General features: G+C 59.1%; 16 protein-coding genes. 11 read left to right on the top strand and 5 right to left on the bottom strand.

The features are described from left to right. Positions 1 to 22: 22 nt before the first annotated feature. A complete protein-coding gene (gene gcl, locus CD58_RS21080; RefSeq protein ID WP_025214952.1) occupies positions 23 to 1,798 on the bottom strand; it encodes a glyoxylate carboligase in 1,776 nt (591 codons plus the stop codon). Positions 1,799 to 2,065: 267 nt separating this feature from the next. Here gcl and CD58_RS21075 point away from each other — a divergent pair, with 267 nt between their 5' ends. Beyond that, positions 2,066 to 2,506, top strand: coding sequence for a GlcG/HbpS family heme-binding protein (locus tag CD58_RS21075; protein WP_025214951.1), 441 nt, complete (start codon positions 2,066 to 2,068; stop codon positions 2,504 to 2,506). A gap of 209 nt (positions 2,507 to 2,715) precedes the next feature. Continuing rightward, positions 2,716 to 3,174 carry an REP-associated tyrosine transposase gene (locus CD58_RS21070; RefSeq protein WP_025214950.1) on the top strand — a complete coding sequence of 153 codons (459 nt, stop codon included), beginning with the start codon at positions 2,716 to 2,718 and terminating at the stop codon, positions 3,172 to 3,174. 132 nt (positions 3,175 to 3,306) lie between these two features. Here the strand turns inward: CD58_RS21070 and CD58_RS21065 are convergent, their stop codons facing one another. Continuing rightward, a complete protein-coding gene (locus CD58_RS21065; RefSeq protein WP_025214949.1) occupies positions 3,307 to 3,915 on the bottom strand; it encodes a TetR/AcrR family transcriptional regulator in 609 nt (202 codons plus the stop codon). A gap of 130 nt (positions 3,916 to 4,045) precedes the next feature. Here CD58_RS21065 and CD58_RS21060 point away from each other — a divergent pair, with 130 nt between their 5' ends. Next, positions 4,046 to 4,960 carry a DUF808 domain-containing protein gene (locus tag CD58_RS21060; RefSeq protein ID WP_025214948.1) on the top strand — a complete coding sequence of 305 codons (915 nt, stop codon included), beginning with the start codon at positions 4,046 to 4,048 and terminating at the stop codon, positions 4,958 to 4,960. A 133-nt stretch (positions 4,961 to 5,093) separates the two neighbouring features. On the opposite strand, the gene CD58_RS21055 is transcribed toward CD58_RS21060, so the two are convergent. Beyond that, entirely contained in the window at positions 5,094 to 5,882 is a 789-nt protein-coding gene (locus CD58_RS21055; protein WP_025214947.1) for a VacJ family lipoprotein, read from the bottom strand. Then, positions 5,875 to 7,173 carry a serine/threonine protein kinase gene (locus CD58_RS21050; RefSeq protein ID WP_025214946.1) on the bottom strand — a complete coding sequence of 433 codons (1,299 nt, stop codon included), beginning with the start codon at positions 7,171 to 7,173 and terminating at the stop codon, positions 5,875 to 5,877. Before CD58_RS21050 ends, CD58_RS21055 begins: the two co-directional genes overlap by 8 nt. A gap of 427 nt (positions 7,174 to 7,600) precedes the next feature. On the opposite strand from CD58_RS21050, the gene CD58_RS21045 reads away from it, so the two are divergent. From CD58_RS21045 to CD58_RS21035, 3 genes are all read left to right on the top strand, one after another. After that, positions 7,601 to 8,455, top strand: coding sequence for a glycine betaine ABC transporter substrate-binding protein (locus tag CD58_RS21045; RefSeq protein WP_025214945.1), 855 nt, complete (start codon positions 7,601 to 7,603; stop codon positions 8,453 to 8,455). Between the two features lie 318 nt (positions 8,456 to 8,773). Beyond that, positions 8,774 to 9,085 carry a DUF485 domain-containing protein gene (locus tag CD58_RS21040; RefSeq protein ID WP_025214944.1) on the top strand — a complete coding sequence of 104 codons (312 nt, stop codon included), beginning with the start codon at positions 8,774 to 8,776 and terminating at the stop codon, positions 9,083 to 9,085. After that, positions 9,082 to 10,740, top strand: coding sequence for a cation acetate symporter (locus CD58_RS21035; RefSeq protein WP_025214943.1), 1,659 nt, complete (start codon positions 9,082 to 9,084; stop codon positions 10,738 to 10,740). Before CD58_RS21040 ends, CD58_RS21035 begins: the two co-directional genes overlap by 4 nt. A 285-nt stretch (positions 10,741 to 11,025) precedes the next feature. Here the strand turns inward: CD58_RS21035 and gltA are convergent, their stop codons facing one another. Further along, positions 11,026 to 12,315: a citrate synthase gene (gene gltA / locus CD58_RS21030; RefSeq protein WP_003172803.1), complete on the bottom strand. Its 1,290-nt coding sequence runs from the start codon at positions 12,313 to 12,315 to the stop codon at positions 11,026 to 11,028. A gap of 364 nt (positions 12,316 to 12,679) precedes the next feature. Between gltA and sdhC the strand changes: the two genes are divergently transcribed. The 5 genes from sdhC to CD58_RS21005 all read left to right on the top strand — a co-directional run bounded on the left by sdhC (position 12,680) and on the right by CD58_RS21005 (position 19,002). Further along, positions 12,680 to 13,054, top strand: coding sequence for a succinate dehydrogenase, cytochrome b556 subunit (sdhC, locus tag CD58_RS21025; RefSeq protein WP_025214942.1), 375 nt, complete (start codon positions 12,680 to 12,682; stop codon positions 13,052 to 13,054). Beyond that, on the top strand, positions 13,048 to 13,416 hold the full coding sequence (sdhD, locus tag CD58_RS21020; RefSeq protein WP_007959040.1) for a succinate dehydrogenase, hydrophobic membrane anchor protein: 369 nt from the start codon (positions 13,048 to 13,050) through the stop codon (positions 13,414 to 13,416). The genes sdhC and sdhD overlap by 7 nt, the downstream gene beginning before the upstream one ends. Positions 13,417 to 13,419: 3 nt before the next feature. Beyond that, positions 13,420 to 15,192 carry a succinate dehydrogenase flavoprotein subunit gene (gene sdhA / locus CD58_RS21015; RefSeq protein ID WP_025214941.1) on the top strand — a complete coding sequence of 591 codons (1,773 nt, stop codon included), beginning with the start codon at positions 13,420 to 13,422 and terminating at the stop codon, positions 15,190 to 15,192. 11 nt (positions 15,193 to 15,203) lie between these two features. After that, complete coding sequence (locus tag CD58_RS21010) at positions 15,204 to 15,908, top strand: succinate dehydrogenase iron-sulfur subunit (RefSeq protein WP_025214940.1); 705 nt, start codon at positions 15,204 to 15,206, stop codon at positions 15,906 to 15,908. Positions 15,909 to 16,170: 262 nt separating this feature from the next. Then, positions 16,171 to 19,002, top strand: a complete 2,832-nt coding sequence (locus tag CD58_RS21005; protein WP_025214939.1) for a 2-oxoglutarate dehydrogenase E1 component — start codon at positions 16,171 to 16,173, stop codon at positions 19,000 to 19,002. Positions 19,003 to 19,030: the final 28 nt, after the last annotated feature.

Genomic DNA, 19,030 nt, shown 5'->3' with positions numbered 1-19,030 from the left:
TCCCACAGGAGGACGTCTGCAGTCAATCGAGCAACGAAATCGCGGTCGGCGCATCGTTGCCCACCAGCGCCAGGTCCTCGAATTCGTTGACGGCGTTGATCTCGGTGCCCATGGAGATGTTGGTTACCCGCTCCAGGATGATCTCGACGATCACCGGCACCTTGAACTCCTCGATCATCGCCTGGGCCTGGCGCAGCGCCGGCTGGATACCGGACGGTTCGAACACCCGCAGTGCCTTGCAGCCCAGCCCCTCGGCCACGGCGATGTGGTCCACGCCGTAACCGTTGAGCTCCGGCGCGTTGAGGTTGTCGAAGGACAACTGCACGCAGTAATCCATGTCGAACCCGCGCTGGGCCTGGCGGATCAGCCCCAGGTAAGAGTTGTTCACCACCACATGGATGTACGGCAGCTTGAACTGCGCACCCACCGCCAGTTCTTCGATCATGAATTGGAAATCATAGTCCCCCGACAACGCCACGACCTTGCGGCTCGGATCGGCCTTGACCACCCCCAGCGCGGCCGGAATGGTCCAGCCCAAGGGGCCGGCCTGGCCGCAGTTGATCCAGTGGCGCGGTTTGTAGACGTGCAGGAACTGCGCCCCGGCAATCTGCGACAGGCCGATGGTGCTGACGTAGCAGGTGTCCTTGCTGAACACCTGGTTCATTTCTTCGTACACGCGTTGCGGCTTGACCGGCACGTTGTCGAAGTGGGTCTTGCGCTGCAGGCTGGCCTTGCGCTGCTGGCAGTCTTGCAACCAGGCGCTGCGGTTCTTCAGCTTGCCGGCGGCTTGCCACTCACGGGCCACTTCGATAAACACCGTCAAGGCCGAGGCGGCGTCGGAAACGATGCCCAGGTCGGGGGTGAACACGCGGCCGATCTGGGTCGGTTCGATGTCTACATGAATGAACGTGCGGCCTTCGGTGTAGACCTCCACCGAACCGGTGTGCCGGTTGGCCCATCGGTTGCCGATACCCAGCACCACGTCCGACTTGAGCAGTGTGGCGTTGCCATAGCGATGGGAGGTTTGCAGGCCGACCATGCCGACCATCAGCGGATGATCGTCCGGGATTGTGCCCCAGCCCATTAATGTGGGAATCACCGGGATACCGGTCAGCTCGGCGAACGCCACCAGCAGTTCACTCGCATCGGCGTTGATGATCCCGCCGCCGGCCACCAGCAAGGGGCGTTCAGCCTGATTGAGCAGCGCCAGGGCTTTCTCGATCTGCACGCGGTTGGCGGCGGGTTTGGCCAGCGGCAATGGCTGGTAGGCGTCGATGTCGAATTCGATCTCGGCCATCTGCACATCAAAGGGCAGGTCGATCAGCACCGGGCCTGGACGGCCGGAGCGCATCTCAAAGAACGCCTTCTGGAACGCATAGGGCACCTGTCCCGGCTCCAGGACGGTAGTCGCCCATTTGGTCACCGGTTTGACGATGCTGGTGATATCCACCGCCTGGAAATCTTCCTTGTGCAGACGGGCGCGGGGCGCTTGGCCGGTGATGCACAGGATCGGGATCGAGTCGGCCGAGGCACTGTAGAGCCCGGTGACCATGTCGGTGCCGGCCGGACCCGAGGTGCCAATACACACGCCGATGTTGCCAGCCTTGGTGCGGGTGTAACCCTCGGCCATGTGCGAGGCACCTTCAACGTGGCGAGCGAGGACATGATCGATGCCACCCACCTTCTGCAAGGCCGAGTACAGCGGGTTGATCGCAGCACCCGGGATGCCGAAGGCGGTGTCCACGCCTTCACGGCGCATCACCAGGACGGCGGCTTCGATTGCTCTCATTTTGCTCATGGTTTTGTGCCTCTTACGTTTTGTAATTGTATACAAGTGACTTTTTGCAGAGTTTATTCACGGCTTAGGGCGCAGGTCAATCCATTTCCTCAAGCGCCTGTTTTATTCGTTGGGAGGCCATGGATGCTAGAGATTTGTACAGCTTAAGGTGTTTTGTGAAAATTATTGTATACATAAAATATAGTATTTGTGTTCTATTTGCTGTGGTCGGTTTCTGAAAAAATCAAACCGGAAGGCTCTCCCATCTACAAAAAAGGACAGCACCTTATGAGCGCTCTAACCTTGAATATCGCCGTCAACCTGGCGGGACACGCCCTTGCCACGGGCCGTGAACTCAACGCGGCACCGCTGGCCGTCGCGGTCCTCGACAGCGGCGGACACCTGATTGCACTGCAGCGCGAGGACGGCGCCAGCCTGCTGCGTCCGCACATCGCCATTGGCAAAGCCTGGGGCGCCATCGCTCTGGGCAAAGGCTCCCGCTTGCTCGCCCAGGATGCCCAGCAGCGCCCGGCCTTCTATGCGGCGTTGAATGGCTTGGGCCAAGGCAGCGTCGTACCGGTGCCGGGTGGGGTATTGATCAGGGATCAGGATGGAAAAGTGTTGGGGGCGATTGGCATCAGTGGTGACACCTCGAACATTGATGAGCAGGTCGCGATCAAGGCTGTCGAGGCGGTGCAGTTGCGGGCGGATGCGGGAGTGAGTGCTTGATGGGGCGGTGATTGGCCTGTCGCCATCGCAGCAAGCTCGCACACAGGATTTGATGCTGGACACATAATGTCAAAACACCGCAAACCCAGTGTGGGAGCGGGCTTGCTCGCGAAAGCAATCGTCCAGACACATCCAGCTAAAAGTCTGACCCTGATTTTTGCCTCCCGCCGCTAGCCTTTCAGGACTTCATTAAGAAAGGAGGCTATGGAATGCCAGCATACTCAGCTTCGCACCGTCTGCGTATTGGTCGCTATGCGGAGCAAAACCGCATCTACCTACTGACAGCCAACACGTTGAAGCGCGAGCCTGTCTTCAAAGACTATGGCTTGGGTAGGATCGTTATCCGTCAGTTCAGGCAGATACAAGAGCAAGGCTTTGCAGACTCCCTGGCTTTTGTTGTCATGCCTGACCATTTTCATTGGTTGATTCAACTGCATCAGGGGTCCTTGGGGCAGTTGATGTGTCAGATGAAATCGATAAGTGCCAAGGCAGTCAATGAGGCGGATAACAGGGTTGGTAGCCTCTGGCAGCAGGGCTACCATGACCGAGCTTTGCGCAGAGAAGACAATTTGGTCAAGCTCGCTCGTTATGTTGTCGCCAACCCACTGCGGGCAGGTTTAGTGAAACGACTTGGCGAGTATCCACTGTGGGATGCTATCTGGGTTTGACTTGAAATCGAGTTGCCGCCTTCGCGAGCAAGCCCGCTCCCACAGGGATTTGCGGTGTTCACACATCTTGTGCTCGTCATCGGAACCAGTGGGAGCGAGCCTGCTCGCGAAGGCGGCGACTCGGTCCTGAGCCTAGCGATCTGGCTCACACCCCTTCAACACCAACCGAATAATCGTCTGTGCCGCCGCTTCATAGTCGGCTTCATCCAGCTTCGCCTTGCCGGTCACGGCGGAGATTTGCCAGTCGAAGTCGGCGTAGGTTTGTGTGGCGGCCCAGATGCTGAACATCAGGTGGTTGGGGTCGATGGGGGCGATTTGGCCGCGGTCGATCCAGGTCTGGATGCAGTCGATGTTGTGCCGGGCCTGGGCGTTGAGTTGTTCCACCAGGTCGGGACTCAGGTGGGGGGCACCGTGCATGATTTCGCTGGCGAAGACTTTCGAGGCGAAGGGCAGGTCGCGGGAGATGCGGATTTTGGAACGGATGTAGTGGCTCAATACTTCACCCGGCACCCCGTCGGCATTGAAGGGCGTCGAGGCCTGGAGAATCGGTTCGATGATGCTTTCCAGGACCTCGCGATAGAGGTTTTCCTTGGATTTGAAGTAGTAATAGACGTTGGGTTTGGGCAAGCCCGCCTTGGTCGCGATGTCGCTGGTTTTGGTCGCGGCGAAGCCCTTGTCGGCAAATTCTTCGCTGGCGGCACGCAGGATCAATGCTTTGTTGCGCTCGCGGATAGTGCTCATAAACCCAGGGGTTCCTTGCCTGTTCTGGCGGTGGCGCATGGTAGCACCGGCCTCGCGCGGCGCTCAAGAATGCCCCATGGCCGTGCCGCTCGCGGTATGCTGCGCAGCATTATTGTTCAAGGAGCCTTCCATGGCAGGAAGCAGTTTGCTGGTACTGATCGACGACATCGCCACCGTTCTCGACGATGTAGCGTTGATGACCAAGATGGCCGCCAAGAAAACCGCCGGCGTGCTCGGCGATGACCTGGCGCTCAACGCGCAGCAAGTCTCGGGTGTGCGTGCCGAGCGGGAGCTGCCGGTGGTCTGGGCGGTGGCCAAGGGGTCGTTTATCAACAAGTTGATCCTGGTGCCGTCAGCGCTGGCCATCAGCGCCTTCGTGCCCTGGCTGGTGACGCCTCTGTTGATGGTGGGGGGCGCCTACCTGTGTTTCGAAGGCTTCGAAAAACTCGCCCACAAGTTCCTCCACAGCCCGGCTGAAGACCAAGCCGAACATGCGCAACTGGTCGAGGCTGTCGCCGATCCGGCGGTTGATCTGGTGGCCTTTGAAAAGGACAAGATCAAAGGTGCGGTACGTACCGACTTCATTCTGTCGGCCGAAATCATTGCCATCACCCTCGGCACCGTCGCCGATGCACCGCTGACCCAACAAGTGATCGTGCTCTCGGGCATCGCGATTGTCATGACCGTTGGCGTCTATGGGCTGGTGGCCGGGATCGTCAAGCTCGATGACCTGGGACTCTGGCTGACACAAAAGCCAGGACAAGTCGCCAAAAGCATCGGCGGTGCGATCCTGCGTGCCGCACCCTACATGATGAAAAGCCTGTCGGTGATCGGCACGGCGGCGATGTTCCTGGTGGGTGGCGGCATCCTTACCCATGGTGTGCCGGTGGTGCATCACTGGATCGAAGGCGTGGCAGCCAGTGCCGGCGGTGCCGGGTTTATCGTGCCGATGTTGCTCAATGCGGTGGCGGGGATCGTTGCGGGGGCGGCGGTGTTGGCAGGGGTGATGGTTGTCGGCAAGGTCTGGAAGGCGCTGAAAGGCTAAGACTGGCAATGCATAACAATTGTGGGAGCGAGCTTGCTCGCGATAGCAGTCTGTCAGGCAACATAAATGTTGAATGTCAGGCCCTCATCGCGAGCAAGCTCGCTCCCACAGTGGGTTTTGGGGTGGCCGAAAGTTATTCGGCGATCTGCAACTTGCGCGACTCGGTGTACACGTAGCGGACCTTTTCATACTCGAACGGCGTGTTCAGTTGGCCGTAGCGGAAACTGGTCTGGTAGCGCTTGTCCACGCCGCGCAGGAGCAGCAGTTCCGGGTGGTTGGCGCTGACTTCGGCGACGTTCAGGAAGTTGATCGCCGATTCAGCCGTGTAGTCCACCAGCAAGCCTGAAGTATCGCGCAGGTTCGAGGGGCCGAAGATCGGCAGTACGAAGTACGCGCCGCCGGGCACGCCGTAGAAGCCCAGGGTCTGGCCGAAGTCTTCGCTCTGGCGCGGCAGGCCCATGGCGGTGGCCGGGTCCCACAATCCGGCGATGCCGACGGTGGTGTTGAGCAACAGCCGCGCCGTGGTTTCCATCGAACGCTTGCCCTTGAATTGCAGCAGGCTGTTCATCAGGTTCGGCACATCCCCAAGGTTATTGAAGAAGTTGCTCACTCCGGTGCGCACGAAGCTTGGGGTGATGTATTGGTAGCCATCGACGACGGGCAGGAATACCCATTGGTCGAAGCGGTAGTTGAAGTGGTAGACGCGGCGGTTCCAGGACTCCAGCGGGTCATAGACGTTCAGGGCATTGAGGGTCGAGCGCTCGAACTCGCGCTGGTCCAGCCCCGGGTTGAACTTGAGCTTGCTCAACGGCTCCTTGAAGCCATCGGAATCCACCACCACAGGCGCATTGGCCTTGCTGTTATCGGCATGGACCATGCCGGCACTCATTAACGCAGCGATAAGCAGGAGATATTTAGCCACGGAAGAACTCCAGCATGGCGTCGCTGTTGACGCGGTAATTGATGTTGCCGCAGTGACCGCCCAATGGATAAACCGTCAAGCGGTCGCCGAAGGTCTTGCGCAGGAAGCCCAGGTCGCCCGGGCCGAGGATGACGTCGTCGGCGTTGTGCATGACGGAGATTTTCGGGCTGTCGTGCAGGTAATCCTTCAGCGCATACAGGCTGACCTGGTCGACCAGTTGCAACAGACTGCCGCCGTCGGTGCGCGCACGCCACATAGGGATCACCTGCTCGGTGAGGTAGCAGTCGAAATCGCATTGCAGCGCACGCTTGAGAAACGGCGTCAGGCTGGTGCTTTCGGTGATCGGGAATTTGGGCGGGATGATCAGGCCGCGACGGTTGATCAGGTCCGAAGTGAACGCAATGTCGGCCGCCGAGAAACGGAACGAGGTGCCGATCAGCATGGCCATCTGCTCGTTGCTCAGGTGTTGCTTGGACTGCTGGAAGTCATAGAGCAGGGCATCGTTGAGGTCGATGTAGCCCTTTTGCTGGAAGTAACGGGTCAGCTTGTTCAGCACCAATTCGTAGAACGTAGTGGTGTTGTTGATGCCCTTGACCTCGGTCTGGACCAGTTTGTCCAGGTTGGTGATCGAGGTGTAGAGGTTCACCGGCGGATTCAGTAGCAGTACTTTCTTGAAATTGAAGCTGCGCCGGGTTTCGTCCAGGTGCGCGACGAAGGCTGCGTCCAGGGCGCCGAGGCTGTAGCCGGTGAGGTAATACTCGGTCACCGGCAGCTTGGGGTTCTGCGCGCGCACGGCTTGCATCACCCGGTACATGTCTTCGGCGTCTTCCTTGCTGATGCCAGGGGTGGCAAAGCGCGACGCAGCACTCATGAAGTCGAAGCTGGTGGGCGACGACAGCTGTACCACGTGGTAGCCAGCCTTGTAATAGAGCCGCTTGAGGTATTCATTGATGCTACTGTCAAAGCGCGCACCGGTGCCGGCGATCAGGAAAATCAGCGGCGCGGGTTTATCCTGGATCGCCATGCGGTAAGTGAGGCTCTTCACCGGCCAGAAGTTGTCCGGCAGGATGAACTCGCGTTCCGGGCGCAGGGTCAGGCTGTGATCCGACTGGTTGATGTCCTCGATCAACGGCAGCTCCGGGCGCAGGTCCGGCGGCGTGGTGGCAATGGTCGCCTCGAACGGGTTGGTCAAGGGATAGCCATAGCTGGCGGCGTCAATATCTGCCGCCAGCGCGGACGCACTCAGGATAAGGCCGCCGATGAGGGCAGCGAAGCGCAAGGAACGGAGCATGACGAGATCCCTAAGAGGAAGGTGCCGAATGAGGTTCGCAGCCTATGACCACCGAAGTGGAGCCAAGTGCCATGACGGACGCAAAACAGGCGCAGACGTGGCGCGATAGTAGCGGGACGATACACGGTCGTGATGGGAGGCGCCTAGTTATCTGATGACTTCCTTGATTCAGGCACGCCAAGGTTTAGCCGGGATTTGTGGCAAAAACAGCCGAAATGGTCTACTGGCTTTCTGATGTCGTTTCTCGTTGCATCGGCGTCGCTGCCAGAGCAGGTTCCAGATCGGCGCAGGTTGATGATCGACGGGTCGGTACTCCACTGACGTTCGAGCCGGTTTGCAAGCGAGCGTGATGGGGGCGCTGTCCACCATAACAATACGTTGACGCCGCTCGGCAACCGCCGGGCGCAGCACTTTCGGGGAAGTAACGATGAAGATGCGACAACTCTTGGGCGCAGGTGCCGCACTGGTACTGGCCATCAGCTCTACACTGGCCAGCGCCGAAACCAAAACCCTGAGCATCGGTTACGTTGATGGTTGGTCCGACAGTGTCGCGACCACTCATGTGGCGGCCGAAGTGATCAAGCAGAAACTGGGCTACGACGTGAAGCTGCAAGCGGTCGCGACCGGGATCATGTGGCAGGGCGTGGCCACCGGTAAGCTCGACGCGATGCTCTCGGCCTGGCTGCCGGTGACCCACGGCGACTACTGGACCAAGAACAAGGATCAGGTGGTCGATTACGGTCCCAACTTCAAAGATGCAAAAATCGGCCTGATCGTTCCGGAGTACGTCAAGGCCAAGTCGCTCGAGGATCTGAAGACCGACGACTCCTTCAAAAAACGCATCGTCGGCATCGACGCCGGTTCGGGCGTGATGCTCAAGACCGAACAGGCCATCAAGGATTACGACCTGACCGGCTATCAACTCAAGGCCAGTTCCGGCGCCGGCATGATTGCCGAGCTGACCCGTGCCGAGAAGAAAAACGAATCCATCGCGGTCACCGGCTGGGTGCCGCACTGGATGTTCGCCAAGTGGAAACTGCGCTTCCTGGAAGACCCGAAAGGCGTCTACGGTGCGGCTGAAACCGTGAACAGCATCGGCAGCAAGGAACTGGGCACCAAGGCTCCAGAAGTGGCCGAGTTCCTGAAGAAGTTCCAATGGGCTTCGAAAGACGAAATCGGCGAAGTCATGCTGGCGATCCAAGAAGGTGCCAAGCCAGACGCCGCTGCCAAGGACTGGGTTGCCAAGCACCCGGACCGCGTAAAAGAGTGGACCGGCAAGTAATTCGCCTGGTCTAGCTGGCTCGAAAAACCGCATGACGTTGTGTCATGCGGTTTTTTTGTGCCTGTCATTTTTGGATTGCGCCGGTCCCCTGTGGGAGCGAGCTTGCTCGCGATAGCGGTGTGTCTGCTTGCATCCATGTTGAATGTGGCGCCGTCATCGCGAGCAAGCTCGCTCCCACCGGGGGGCAATTGCTGAAATTTGGCTAGAAACTGGCAAAACCGTCATGTCGTTCTAATACTAAGGTCGTCTGGAACCTGCCCTTGAGCCGCATAGAGTAGAGTTGTTCCAACTTAAATCTGTGCTGCGAGGATAAAAACAATGAACGACAGCATTTACCTCTCGATTCAAAACAGCCCGCGCTTCAAGGAGCTGGTGAGAAAAAGGGAAAAGTTCGCCTGGATTCTCTCGGCGATCATGCTTGGGTTGTATTCCGGCTTCATTCTTCTGATCGCCTACGGGCCACATATTCTCGGGGCCAAGATCACGCCTGAGTCCACTATCACTTGGGGCATTCCCATCGGTGTTGGCCTGATTCTCTCGGCCTTCGTCCTGACTGCTATCTACGTACGGCGCGCCAACGGCGAGTTCGACGACCTGAACAATGCGATTCTCAAGGAGGCTCAGCAATGATCCGGCGTCTACTGGCTCTATTGAGCATCGCAGCGTTCGCCCCCGGCGCCTGGGCGGCTGAAGCCCTGACCGGTGCCGTGCAGAAGCAACCTCTCAACGTCGCGGCTATCTTGATGTTCGTGGCCTTCGTCGGCGCGACCCTGTACATCACTTACTGGGCGTCCAAGAAAAACAACTCCGCGGCCGACTACTATGCGGCCGGCGGTAAGATCACCGGCTTCCAGAACGGCCTGGCAATCGCTGGCGACTACATGTCGGCGGCGTCCTTCCTGGGTATTTCCGCGCTGGTGTTCACGTCTGGTTATGACGGTCTGATCTACTCCATCGGCTTCCTGGTGGGCTGGCCGATCATTCTGTTCCTGATCGCCGAGCGCCTGCGTAACCTGGGTAAATACACCTTTGCCGACGTGGCGTCCTATCGCCTCGGGCAAACCCAGATCCGCAGTCTGTCCGCCTGCGGCTCGCTGGTGGTGGTGGCGTTCTACCTGATCGCGCAAATGGTCGGTGCCGGCAAGCTGATCCAGCTGCTGTTTGGCCTGGACTACCACGTTGCGGTGATTCTGGTCGGTATCCTGATGTGTCTCTACGTGCTGTTCGGCGGCATGCTGGCCACCACTTGGGTACAGATCATCAAGGCGGTGCTGTTGCTGTCGGGTGCTTCGTTCATGGCCCTGATGGTGATGAAGCACGTCAACTTCGACTTCAACATGCTGTTTGCCGAAGCGGTCAAGGTTCACCCTAAAGGCGAGGCGATCATGAGCCCTGGCGGTCTGGTGAAGGATCCGATCTCGGCCTTCTCCCTTGGCCTGGCGCTGATGTTCGGTACCGCTGGCTTGCCACACATCCTGATGCGCTTCTTCACCGTGAGTGACGCTAAGGAAGCTCGCAAGAGCGTGCTGTATGCCACTGGCTTCATCGGTTACTTCTACATCCTGACCTTCATCATCGGCTTCGGCGCGATCCTGCTGGTCAGCACCAACCCGGCCTTCAAGGACGCGGCAGGTGCTTTGCTGGGTGGTAACAACATGGCGGCGGTGCACTTGGCCAACGCCGTGGGCGGCAGCATCTTCCTGGGCTTCATCTCGGCGGTAGCCTTTGCCACCATCCTGGCAGTAGTAGCGGGCCTGACCCTGGCCGGTGCCTCGGCGGTGTCCCATGACCTGTATGCCAGCGTGATCAAGAAAGGCAAGGCCAACGAGAAGGACGAGATCCGCGTCTCGAAAATCACCACCATCGCCCTGGCGGTGCTGGCGATCGGCCTGGGCATCCTGTTTGAGAAGCAGAACATCGCGTTCATGGTGGGCCTGGCGTTCTCCATCGCGGCGAGCTGCAACTTCCCGGTACTGCTGCTTTCGATGTACTGGAAAAAACTGACCACCCGTGGCGCCATGATCGGCGGCTGGCTGGGTCTGGTCAGCGCCGTGGGCCTGATGGTGCTCGGTCCGACCATCTGGGTGCAGATCATGGGGCACGAGAAGGCGATCTTCCCGTATGAGTACCCAGCGCTGTTCTCGATGGCCATTGCCTTCGTCGGCATCTGGTTCTTCTCCATCACCGACAAGTCGGCTGAAGGCGCAAACGAACGGGCGCTGTTCTTCCCGCAGTTCGTGCGTTCGCAGACTGGCCTGGGGGCGAGTGGGGCGGTTAACCATTGATGTAGCGATAAGAGCTTGAAGAAATACCCCGGTCGAGAGGCCGGGGTATTTTTTTGTGCCAGTTTCAAGGTTGGCAGGCCTACCGTCATCGCGAGCAAGCTCGCTCCCACAAGGGGGCGTGTACATCGATCCACTGTGGGAGCGAGCTTGCTCGCGATGACATAAGGCCTGGCACTGAAATACTTGGGGAATAAAGGAGGAAGGCCCAAACAAAACAGCCCCCGCTCTTATATAAGAAGCGGGGGCTGTTTCGGTGCAGCTTGAGACCTTGTTACAAGGCAGGTCTTACTTGCGGTCTTCCAGCTTGGTGATGTCACGCGACTCATAGCCGGTGTACAGCTGGCGTGGACGGCCAATCTTGTACGGGCTGGAGAGCATTTCCTTCCAGTGGGAGATCCAGCCGACGGTCCGCGCCAGGGCGAAGATCACGGTGAACATGCTGGTTGGAATGCCGATCGCCTTGAGGATGATCCCCGAGTAGAAGTCGACGTTCGGATACAGCGAGCGCTCGATGAAGTACGGGTCGGTCAGGGCGATCTCTTCCAGGCGCATGGCCAGTTCGAGTTGCGGATCGTTCTTGATCCCCAGTTCCTTGAGCACTTCGTCGCAGGTCTGCTTCATCACGGTGGCGCGTGGGTCGCGGTTCTTGTAGACCCGGTGACCGAAGCCCATCAGCTTGAACGGATCGTTCTTGTCCTTGGCCTTGGCGATGAACTTGTCGATGTTCGAGACATCGCCGATTTCATCGAGCATGGTCAGTACCGCTTCGTTGGCACCGCCGTGGGCCGGGCCCCAGAGTGCAGCGATACCGGCGGCGATACAGGCGAACGGGTTGGCACCCGAGGAGCCTGCCAGGCGCACGGTGGACGTGGAGGCGTTCTGCTCGTGGTCGGCATGGAGGATGAAGATCCGGTCCATGGCCTTGGCGAGCACCGGGCTGATCGGTTTGATCTCGCACGGGGTGTTGAACATCATATGCAGGAAGTTCTCTGCATAGGTCAGGTCGTTGCGCGGGTACATCATGGGCTGGCCCATGGAGTACTTGTAGACCATGGCTGCCAGGGTCGGCATCTTCGCCACCAGGCGGATCGCGGAGATTTCGCGATGCTGGGGGTTATTGATGTCCAGGGAGTCGTGGTAGAAGGCCGAGAGAGCGCCGACAACGCCGCACATGACGGCCATCGGGTGGGCATCGCGACGGAAGCCGTTGAAGAAGGTCTTCAACTGTTCGTGAACCATGGTGTGGTTCTTGACGGTGCTGACGAACTGGGCCTTTTGCTCTGCGGTTGGCAGCTCGCCGTTGAGCAGCAGGTAGCAGGTTTCCAGGTAGTCCGATTTTTCAGCCAGTTGCTCGATCGGGTAGCCGCGGTGCAGCAGGATGCCGTTGTCGCCGTCGATATAGGTGATTTTCGATTCGCACGAAGCGGTCGACATGAAACCTGGGTCAAAGGTGAAACGGCCCGTGGCCGTCAGGCCCCGTACGTCGATTACATCGGGACCAACGGTGCCGGTTAAAATGGGCAGCTCGACGGGGGCTGCGCCCTCGATGATCAACTGCGCTTTTTTGTCAGCCATGTGGCCTCCTATTAATGCTTGGAATCATCAGACAGACCCCCCACGCAGGGCCCGCACCACTATAGTGAGATAAATCCGAATGTCAATTTGCCTAAAGTCTTGCTCCAGAAGGCTTTAACCGGACTTTTTCCGCGAAATTACCTGCCGTTTACGCCTTTTGCCGCCTATGTGCAATGCGCTATTAGGGGAAGGTGAACGCGTTGTCATTAGTAGCCTAACTGTCTATACTCGGCCACCGACCGCCAGGGGCTTTTGGGCCTGCTTTCTTGGGGGTCGTCACTCCCTGGGTGGTGAGTACCTGACCAGTGCGCGCCCCAACAACTTAGCCCTGATTGTTAGGGGCTCTTCAGTGTGAAAAAAAGCCGTGAAAAGCCAACGACCTGTAAACCTAGACCTAAGGACCATCAAACTCCCCATCACCGGCGTTACGTCGTTTCTTCACCGTGTTTCCGGCATCATTCTCTTCCTGGGCCTTGGCTTCATGCTATATGCATTGGGTCAATCCCTGGGTTCTGAGGAAGGTTTTGCCGACGTGAAGGCAGCCTTGACCAGCCCTCTGGCCAAGTTCGTAGCATGGGGCCTCCTATCCGCTCTGCTGTATCACCTGGTTGCCGGTGTGCGCCATTTGATCATGGACATGGGCATCGGTGAGACGCTGGAAGGCGGCAAGCTGGGCTCGAAAATCATTATCGCCGTGTCTGCGGTGTTGATCGTTCTGGCGGGAGTTTGGATATGGTAACCAGCGTTACGAACCTGTCGCGTTCAGGCCTTTATGACTGGATGGCACAACGTGTGTCTGCGGTCGTTCTCGCGGCTTATTTCATTTTTCTGATCGGGTACCTCGTCGCGAACCCGGGCATTGGTTATGACCAATGGCACGGCCTGTTCGCCCACAACGGAATGCGTATCTTCAGTCTACTGGCCCTTGTTGCCTTGGGCGCTCACGCCTGGGTCGGCATGTGGACCATCGCGACCGACTACCTGACGCCGATGGCGCTTGGCAAATCGGCGACTGCCGTACGTTTCCTCTTCCAGGCCGTATGCGGCGTCGCGATGTTCGCGTACTTCGTCTGGGGTGTGCAGATTCTTTGGGGTATCTGATTCATGGCTAACATTCCTACGATTTCTTTCGACGCCATCATCATTGGTGGTGGCGGTGCCGGCATGCGCGCAGCGCTGCAACTGGCGCAGGGCGGTCACAAGACTGCCGTGATCACCAAGGTTTTCCCGACCCGTTCGCACACTGTGTCCGCCCAGGGCGGCATCACCTGCGCCATCGCTTCGGCCGACCCGAACGATGACTGGCGCTGGCACATGTACGATACCGTCAAGGGTTCCGACTACATCGGTGACCAGGACGCTATCGAATACATGTGTCAGGAAGGCCCGGCCGCGGTGTTCGAGCTGGACCACATGGGCCTGCCGTTCTCGCGTACCGAAACCGGCCGTATCTACCAGCGTCCGTTCGGTGGCCAGTCCAAGGACTACGGCAAGGGTGGCCAGGCAGCGCGTACTTGCGCGGCGTCCGACCGTACCGGTCACGCGCTGCTGCACACCCTGTACCAGGGCAACCTGAAGGCTGGCACCACGTTCCTGAACGAGTACTACGCCGTTGACCTGGTGAAGAACCAGGACGGCGCCTTCGTCGGCGTGATCGCGATCTGCATCGAAACCGGCGAGACCACCTACATCCGTGCCAAGGCCACCGTGCTGGCGACCGGCGGTGCTGGCCGTATCTACGCCTCCACCACCAACGCGCTGATCAACACCGGTGACGGCGTTGGCATGGCCCTGCGTGCTGGCGTGCCGGTACAAGACATCGAAATGTGGCAGTTCCACCCAACCGGCATCGCCGGCGCCGGTGTACTGGTCACCGAAGGTTGCCGCGGTGAAGGCGGTTACCTGATCAACAAGCACGGCGAGCGTTTCATGGAACGTTATGCGCCGAACGCCAAGGACCTCGCTGGTCGTGACGTTGTGGCTCGTTCGATGGTCAAGGAAATCATCGCCGGTAACGGCTGTGGCCCGAATGGCGACCACGTGATGCTCAAGCTCGACCACCTGGGCGAGGAAGTGCTGCACAGCCGCTTGCCAGGCATCTGCGAACTGTCGAAGACCTTCGCCCACGTTGACCCGGTCGTCGCGCCGGTTCCGGTGGTTCCAACCTGCCACTATATGATGGGCGGCGTTGCCACCAACATTCACGGTCAGGCGATCACCCAGAACGCCGAAGGCGTGGACGAAATCATCCCTGGCCTGTTCGCAGTGGGTGAAGTGGCTTGCGTATCGGTTCACGGTGCCAACCGCCTGGGCGGCAACTCGCTGCTCGACCTGGTGGTTTTCGGCCGCGCTGCCGGCCTGCACCTGGAGAAGGCGCTGAGCGACGGTATCGAATACGACGATGCCACCGATGCCAACATCGAAGCCGCCCTGGCGCGTCTGTCCGCCCTGAACGCGCGTACCGAAGGCGAAGACGTCGCTACCTTGCGTCGCGAGCTGCAAAACTGCATGCAGAACTACTTCGGTGTATTCCGTACTGGCGAATACATGCAGAAGGGTATCGCTCAGTTGGCGCAATTGCGTGAACGAATTGCTAACGTGAAGATCAACGATAAGTCGCAGGCGTTCAACACTGCACGTATCGAAGCGCTGGAACTGCAGAACCTGCTGGAAGTGGCCGAAGCCACCGCCATCGCGGCTGAAGTGCGTAAAGAGTCCCGTGGTGCCCATGCCCGCGAAGACTACGAAGACCGTGACGACGAAAACTGGTTGTGCCACACCTTGTACTTCCCGGGTGATAAACGTGTCACCAAGCGTGCCGTGAACTTCTCGCCGAAGACCGTTCCGACGTTCGAACCCAAGATCCGGACTTACTAAGGGTGGCCGCCATGTTGCAAGTCAGTGTTTATCGCTACAACCCTGATCAGGACGCCGCGCCGTTCATGCAGGATTTCCAGGTCGAAACCGACGGTAAAGACCTGATGGTGCTGGATGTGCTGGCCCTGATCAAAGAGCAGGACGAGGGTTTCTCCTACCGTCGTTCTTGCCGCGAGGGCGTTTGCGGCTCCGACGGCATGAACATCAACGGCAAGAACGGCTTGGCCTGCATTACGCCGCTGTCCGCAGTGGTCAAGGGCAACAAGCTGATCGTACGTCCGTTGCCAGGTTTGCCGGTTATCCGTGACCTGGTCGTCGATATGAGCATCTTCTACAAGCAATACGAGAAGGTGAAGCCATACCTGCAGAACGACACGCCGGCTCCGGCCATCGAGCGTCTGCAGTCCCCGGAAGAGCGTGAAAAGCTCGACGGTCTGTACGAGTGCATCCTGTGCGCCTGCTGCTCGACCTCGTGCCCATCCTTCTGGTGGAACCCGGACAAATTCCTGGGCCCGGCCGCCCTGCTGCAAGCGTATCGCTTCCTGGCAGACAGCCGTGACACCAAGACGTCCGAGCGTCTGGCGGCACTGGATGATCCGTTCAGCGTATTCCGCTGCCGCGGGATCATGAACTGCGTCAACGTCTGCCCGAAAGGCCTGAACCCGACTAAGGCCATCGGACACGTGCGTAACATGCTGCTGCAAAGCGGCGTGTGATTCAGCAGCTGTACCCGTAGGACCGCTGTACCCGTAAAGGCTAGGGCGCGGGCTTCAACCCGCGTCGTAGCTATAACCAGAACAGCCGCTCACAAAGCGGCAGTTCTTATTTTGAAGAAATGAGACAAGCAGGGGCATCCGGGCTGGTACCCGGACTATCAGCGTGATCCTAAGTGGCTTGTTTTAGTCGCTGCACTCGGACTTCTGCAAGTTTGCTCGGTGTTTTCGCCGGTGGTGTTCCCCTAATCGAGGGTGACCAAGCATGCAAGAAAGCGTGATGCAGCGCATGTGGAACAGTGCCCACCTCTCCGGTGGTAACGCTGCCTATGTGGAAGAGCTCTACGAGCTCTACCTGCACGACCCTAACGCTGTGCCAGAAGAATGGCGCACCTACTTTCAGAAGTTGCCGGCTGACGGTAACTCTGCCACTGATGTTTCGCACTCGACAATTCGCGATCATTTCGTGCTGCTGGCGAAGAACCAGCGCCGCGCTCAACCGGTGTCTGCCGGTAGCGTGAGCAGTGAGCACGAGAAGAAGCAAGTTGAAGTGCTGCGACTGATCCAGGCCTACCGGATGCGAGGCCACCAGGCAGCCCAGCTGGACCCGCTGGGGCTGTGGCAGCGTCCTGCACCTGCAGACCTGTCGATCACTCACTACGGCTTGACCAATGCCGATCTTGATACGACCTTCCGTGCCGGCGACCTGTTCATCGGCAAAGAGGAAGCGAGCCTACGCGAAATAAACGAAGCGTTGCAGCAGACATATTGCCGCACCATCGGCGCTGAGTTCACGCATATCACCGATTCCGAGCAGCGCCAGTGGTTCCAGCAGCGTCTGGAAAGCGTTCGTGGCCGTCCGACGTACTCCGCCGAGATCAAGAGCCACTTGCTCGAGCGCGTTACCGCCGGTGAAGGCCTGGAGAAATACCTGGGCACCAAATACCCGGGTACCAAGCGTTTCGGCCTGGAAGGCGGCGAAAGCCTGATTCCAATGCTCGACGAGCTGATCCAGCGTTCGGGTTCCTACGGCACCAAGGAAGTTGTCATCGGCATGGCCCACCGTGGCCGTCTGAACGTGCTGGTCAACACCTTCGGCAAGAACCCGCGCGAGCTGTTCGACGAGTTCGAAGGCAAGAAGAAGGTCGAGCTGGGTTCCGGTGACGTCAAGTATCACCAGGGCTTCTCGTCCAACGTGATGACCACAGGTGGCGAAGTCCACTTGGCCATGGCTTTCAACCCGTCCCACCTGGAAATCGTTTCCCCGGTGGTCGAGGGTTCGGTCCGTGCCCGCCAGGATCGCCGCAACGATCCGACCGGTGAAAAAGTCCTGCCGATTTCCATCCACGGTGACGCGGCATTCGCCGGTCAAGGCGTGGTCATGGAAACCTTCCAGATGTCGCAGACCCGCGGTTTCAAGACCGGCGGCACCGTGCACATCGTGATCAACAACCAGGTCGGCTTCACCATCAGCAACCCGGAAGACTCGCGTTCCACCGAGTACGCAACCGACGTCGCGAAAATGATCCAGGCACCGATTCTCCATGTGAATGGCGATGACCCGGAAGCCGTGCTGTTCGTGACCCAGCTGGCCATCGACTACCGCATGCAATACAAGCGTGACGTGGTGATCGACCTGGTCTGCTACCGTCGTCGCGGCCACAACGAGGCCGACGAGCCAAGCGGCACCCAGCCTCTGATGTACCAGCAGATCGCCAAGCAGCGCACCACCCGTGAGCTGTATGCCGAGCGTCTGACCCAGGGCGGCGTGCTGGATGCAGCGCGCGTCCAGGAAAAAGTCGATGAGTATCGCAATGCCCTGGACAACGGCCTGCATGTTGTAAAAAGCCTGGTCAAAGAGCCAAACAAGGAGCTGTTCGTAGACTGGCGTCCGTATCTGGGCCACGCCTGGACCGCGCGTCACGACACCCGCTTCGACCTCAAGACCTTGCAGGAACTGTCCGCCAAGCTGCTGGAAATCCCGGAAGGCTTCGTGGTTCAGCGCCAGGTCGCGAAAATCTACGAAGACCGGCAGAAGATGCAAGCCGGCGGCCTGCCGATCAACTGGGGTTACGCTGAAACCATGGCGTACGCGACCCTGGCGTTCGAAGGTCATCCGATTCGCATCACCGGCCAGGACGTAGGCCGCGGCACTTTCTCGCACCGCCACGCTGCGTTGCACAACCAGAAAGACGCCAGCACCCACATCCCGCTGCAACACCTGTACAAAGGCCAGCCACGTTTCGACCTGTACGATTCTCTGCTGTCCGAGGAAGCCGTCCTGGCGTTCGAATATGGCTACTCCACCACCGAGCCGAATGCACTGGTGATCTGGGAAGCCCAGTTCGGCGACTTCGCCAACGGTGCCCAGGTGGTTGTCGACCAGTTCATCACCAGTGGCGAGCACAAGTGGGGCCGTCTCTGCGGTCTGACCATGCTGTTGCCACACGGTTATGAAGGGCAGGGGCCGGAGCACTCTTCGGCACGTCTGGAGCGTTACCTGCAACTGTGTGCCGAGCACAACGTCCAGGTTTGCGTACCGACGACCCCGGCACAGATCTACCACCTGCTGCGTCGTCAGGTCATCCGTCCGCTGCGCAAGCCGCTGATCGTGCTGACACCGAAGTCGCTGCTGCGTCATAAACTGGCGATCTCTACGCTCGAAGACCTGGCCGAAGGCTCCTTCCAGACCGTTATTTCGGAAATCGACACGCTGGACGCGGCGAAGGTGACTCGCCTGGTCCTGTGCAGCGGCAAGGTCTACTACGACCTGCTGGAAAAACGTCGTGCCGAAGGCCGCGAAGACATCGCCATCGTGCGTATCGAGCAGCTTTACCCGTTCCCGGAAGAAGACCTGATGGAGGCCATCGCGCCTTACACCAACCTCACCCACGTGGTGTGGTGTCAGGAAGAACCGATGAACCAGGGCGCGTGGTACAGCAGCCAGCATCACCTGCGTCGCAGCATCGGCAACCATAACAAGGCCCTGGGCCTTGAATATGCCGGCCGTGATGCGTCCGCTGCACCTGCGTGTGGTTATGCGTCGATGCACGCCGAGCAGCAAGAAAAACTGCTGCAAGATGCTTTCACTGTTTAAGCCTTCGTGCTGACTGAAACCGAATTTT

Source organism: Pseudomonas brassicacearum (assembly GCF_000585995.1).
Taxonomy (GTDB): Bacteria; Pseudomonadota; Gammaproteobacteria; order Pseudomonadales; family Pseudomonadaceae; genus Aquipseudomonas; species Aquipseudomonas brassicacearum_A.
This window is presented reverse-complemented; position numbering and strand designations above follow the sequence as displayed.

What these genes read in the sequence shown, in the direction of transcription:
- gcl (WP_025214952.1), bottom strand. Translation starts at nt 1,798, where the DNA reads ATGAGCAAAATGAGAGCAATCGAAGCCGCCGTCCTGGTGATGCGCCGT.
- CD58_RS21075 (WP_025214951.1), top strand. Translation starts at nt 2,066, where the DNA reads ATGAGCGCTCTAACCTTGAATATCGCCGTCAACCTGGCGGGACACGCC.
- CD58_RS21070 (WP_025214950.1), top strand. Translation starts at nt 2,716, where the DNA reads ATGCCAGCATACTCAGCTTCGCACCGTCTGCGTATTGGTCGCTATGCG.
- CD58_RS21065 (WP_025214949.1), bottom strand. Translation starts at nt 3,915, where the DNA reads ATGAGCACTATCCGCGAGCGCAACAAAGCATTGATCCTGCGTGCCGCC.
- CD58_RS21060 (WP_025214948.1), top strand. Translation starts at nt 4,046, where the DNA reads ATGGCAGGAAGCAGTTTGCTGGTACTGATCGACGACATCGCCACCGTT.
- CD58_RS21050 (WP_025214946.1), bottom strand. Translation starts at nt 7,173, where the DNA reads ATGCTCCGTTCCTTGCGCTTCGCTGCCCTCATCGGCGGCCTTATCCTG.
- CD58_RS21045 (WP_025214945.1), top strand. Translation starts at nt 7,601, where the DNA reads ATGAAGATGCGACAACTCTTGGGCGCAGGTGCCGCACTGGTACTGGCC.
- CD58_RS21040 (WP_025214944.1), top strand. Translation starts at nt 8,774, where the DNA reads ATGAACGACAGCATTTACCTCTCGATTCAAAACAGCCCGCGCTTCAAG.
- CD58_RS21035 (WP_025214943.1), top strand. Translation starts at nt 9,082, where the DNA reads ATGATCCGGCGTCTACTGGCTCTATTGAGCATCGCAGCGTTCGCCCCC.
- gltA (WP_003172803.1), bottom strand. Translation starts at nt 12,315, where the DNA reads ATGGCTGACAAAAAAGCGCAGTTGATCATCGAGGGCGCAGCCCCCGTC.
- sdhD (WP_007959040.1), top strand. Translation starts at nt 13,048, where the DNA reads ATGGTAACCAGCGTTACGAACCTGTCGCGTTCAGGCCTTTATGACTGG.
- sdhA (WP_025214941.1), top strand. Translation starts at nt 13,420, where the DNA reads ATGGCTAACATTCCTACGATTTCTTTCGACGCCATCATCATTGGTGGT.
- CD58_RS21010 (WP_025214940.1), top strand. Translation starts at nt 15,204, where the DNA reads ATGTTGCAAGTCAGTGTTTATCGCTACAACCCTGATCAGGACGCCGCG.
- CD58_RS21005 (WP_025214939.1), top strand. Translation starts at nt 16,171, where the DNA reads ATGCAAGAAAGCGTGATGCAGCGCATGTGGAACAGTGCCCACCTCTCC.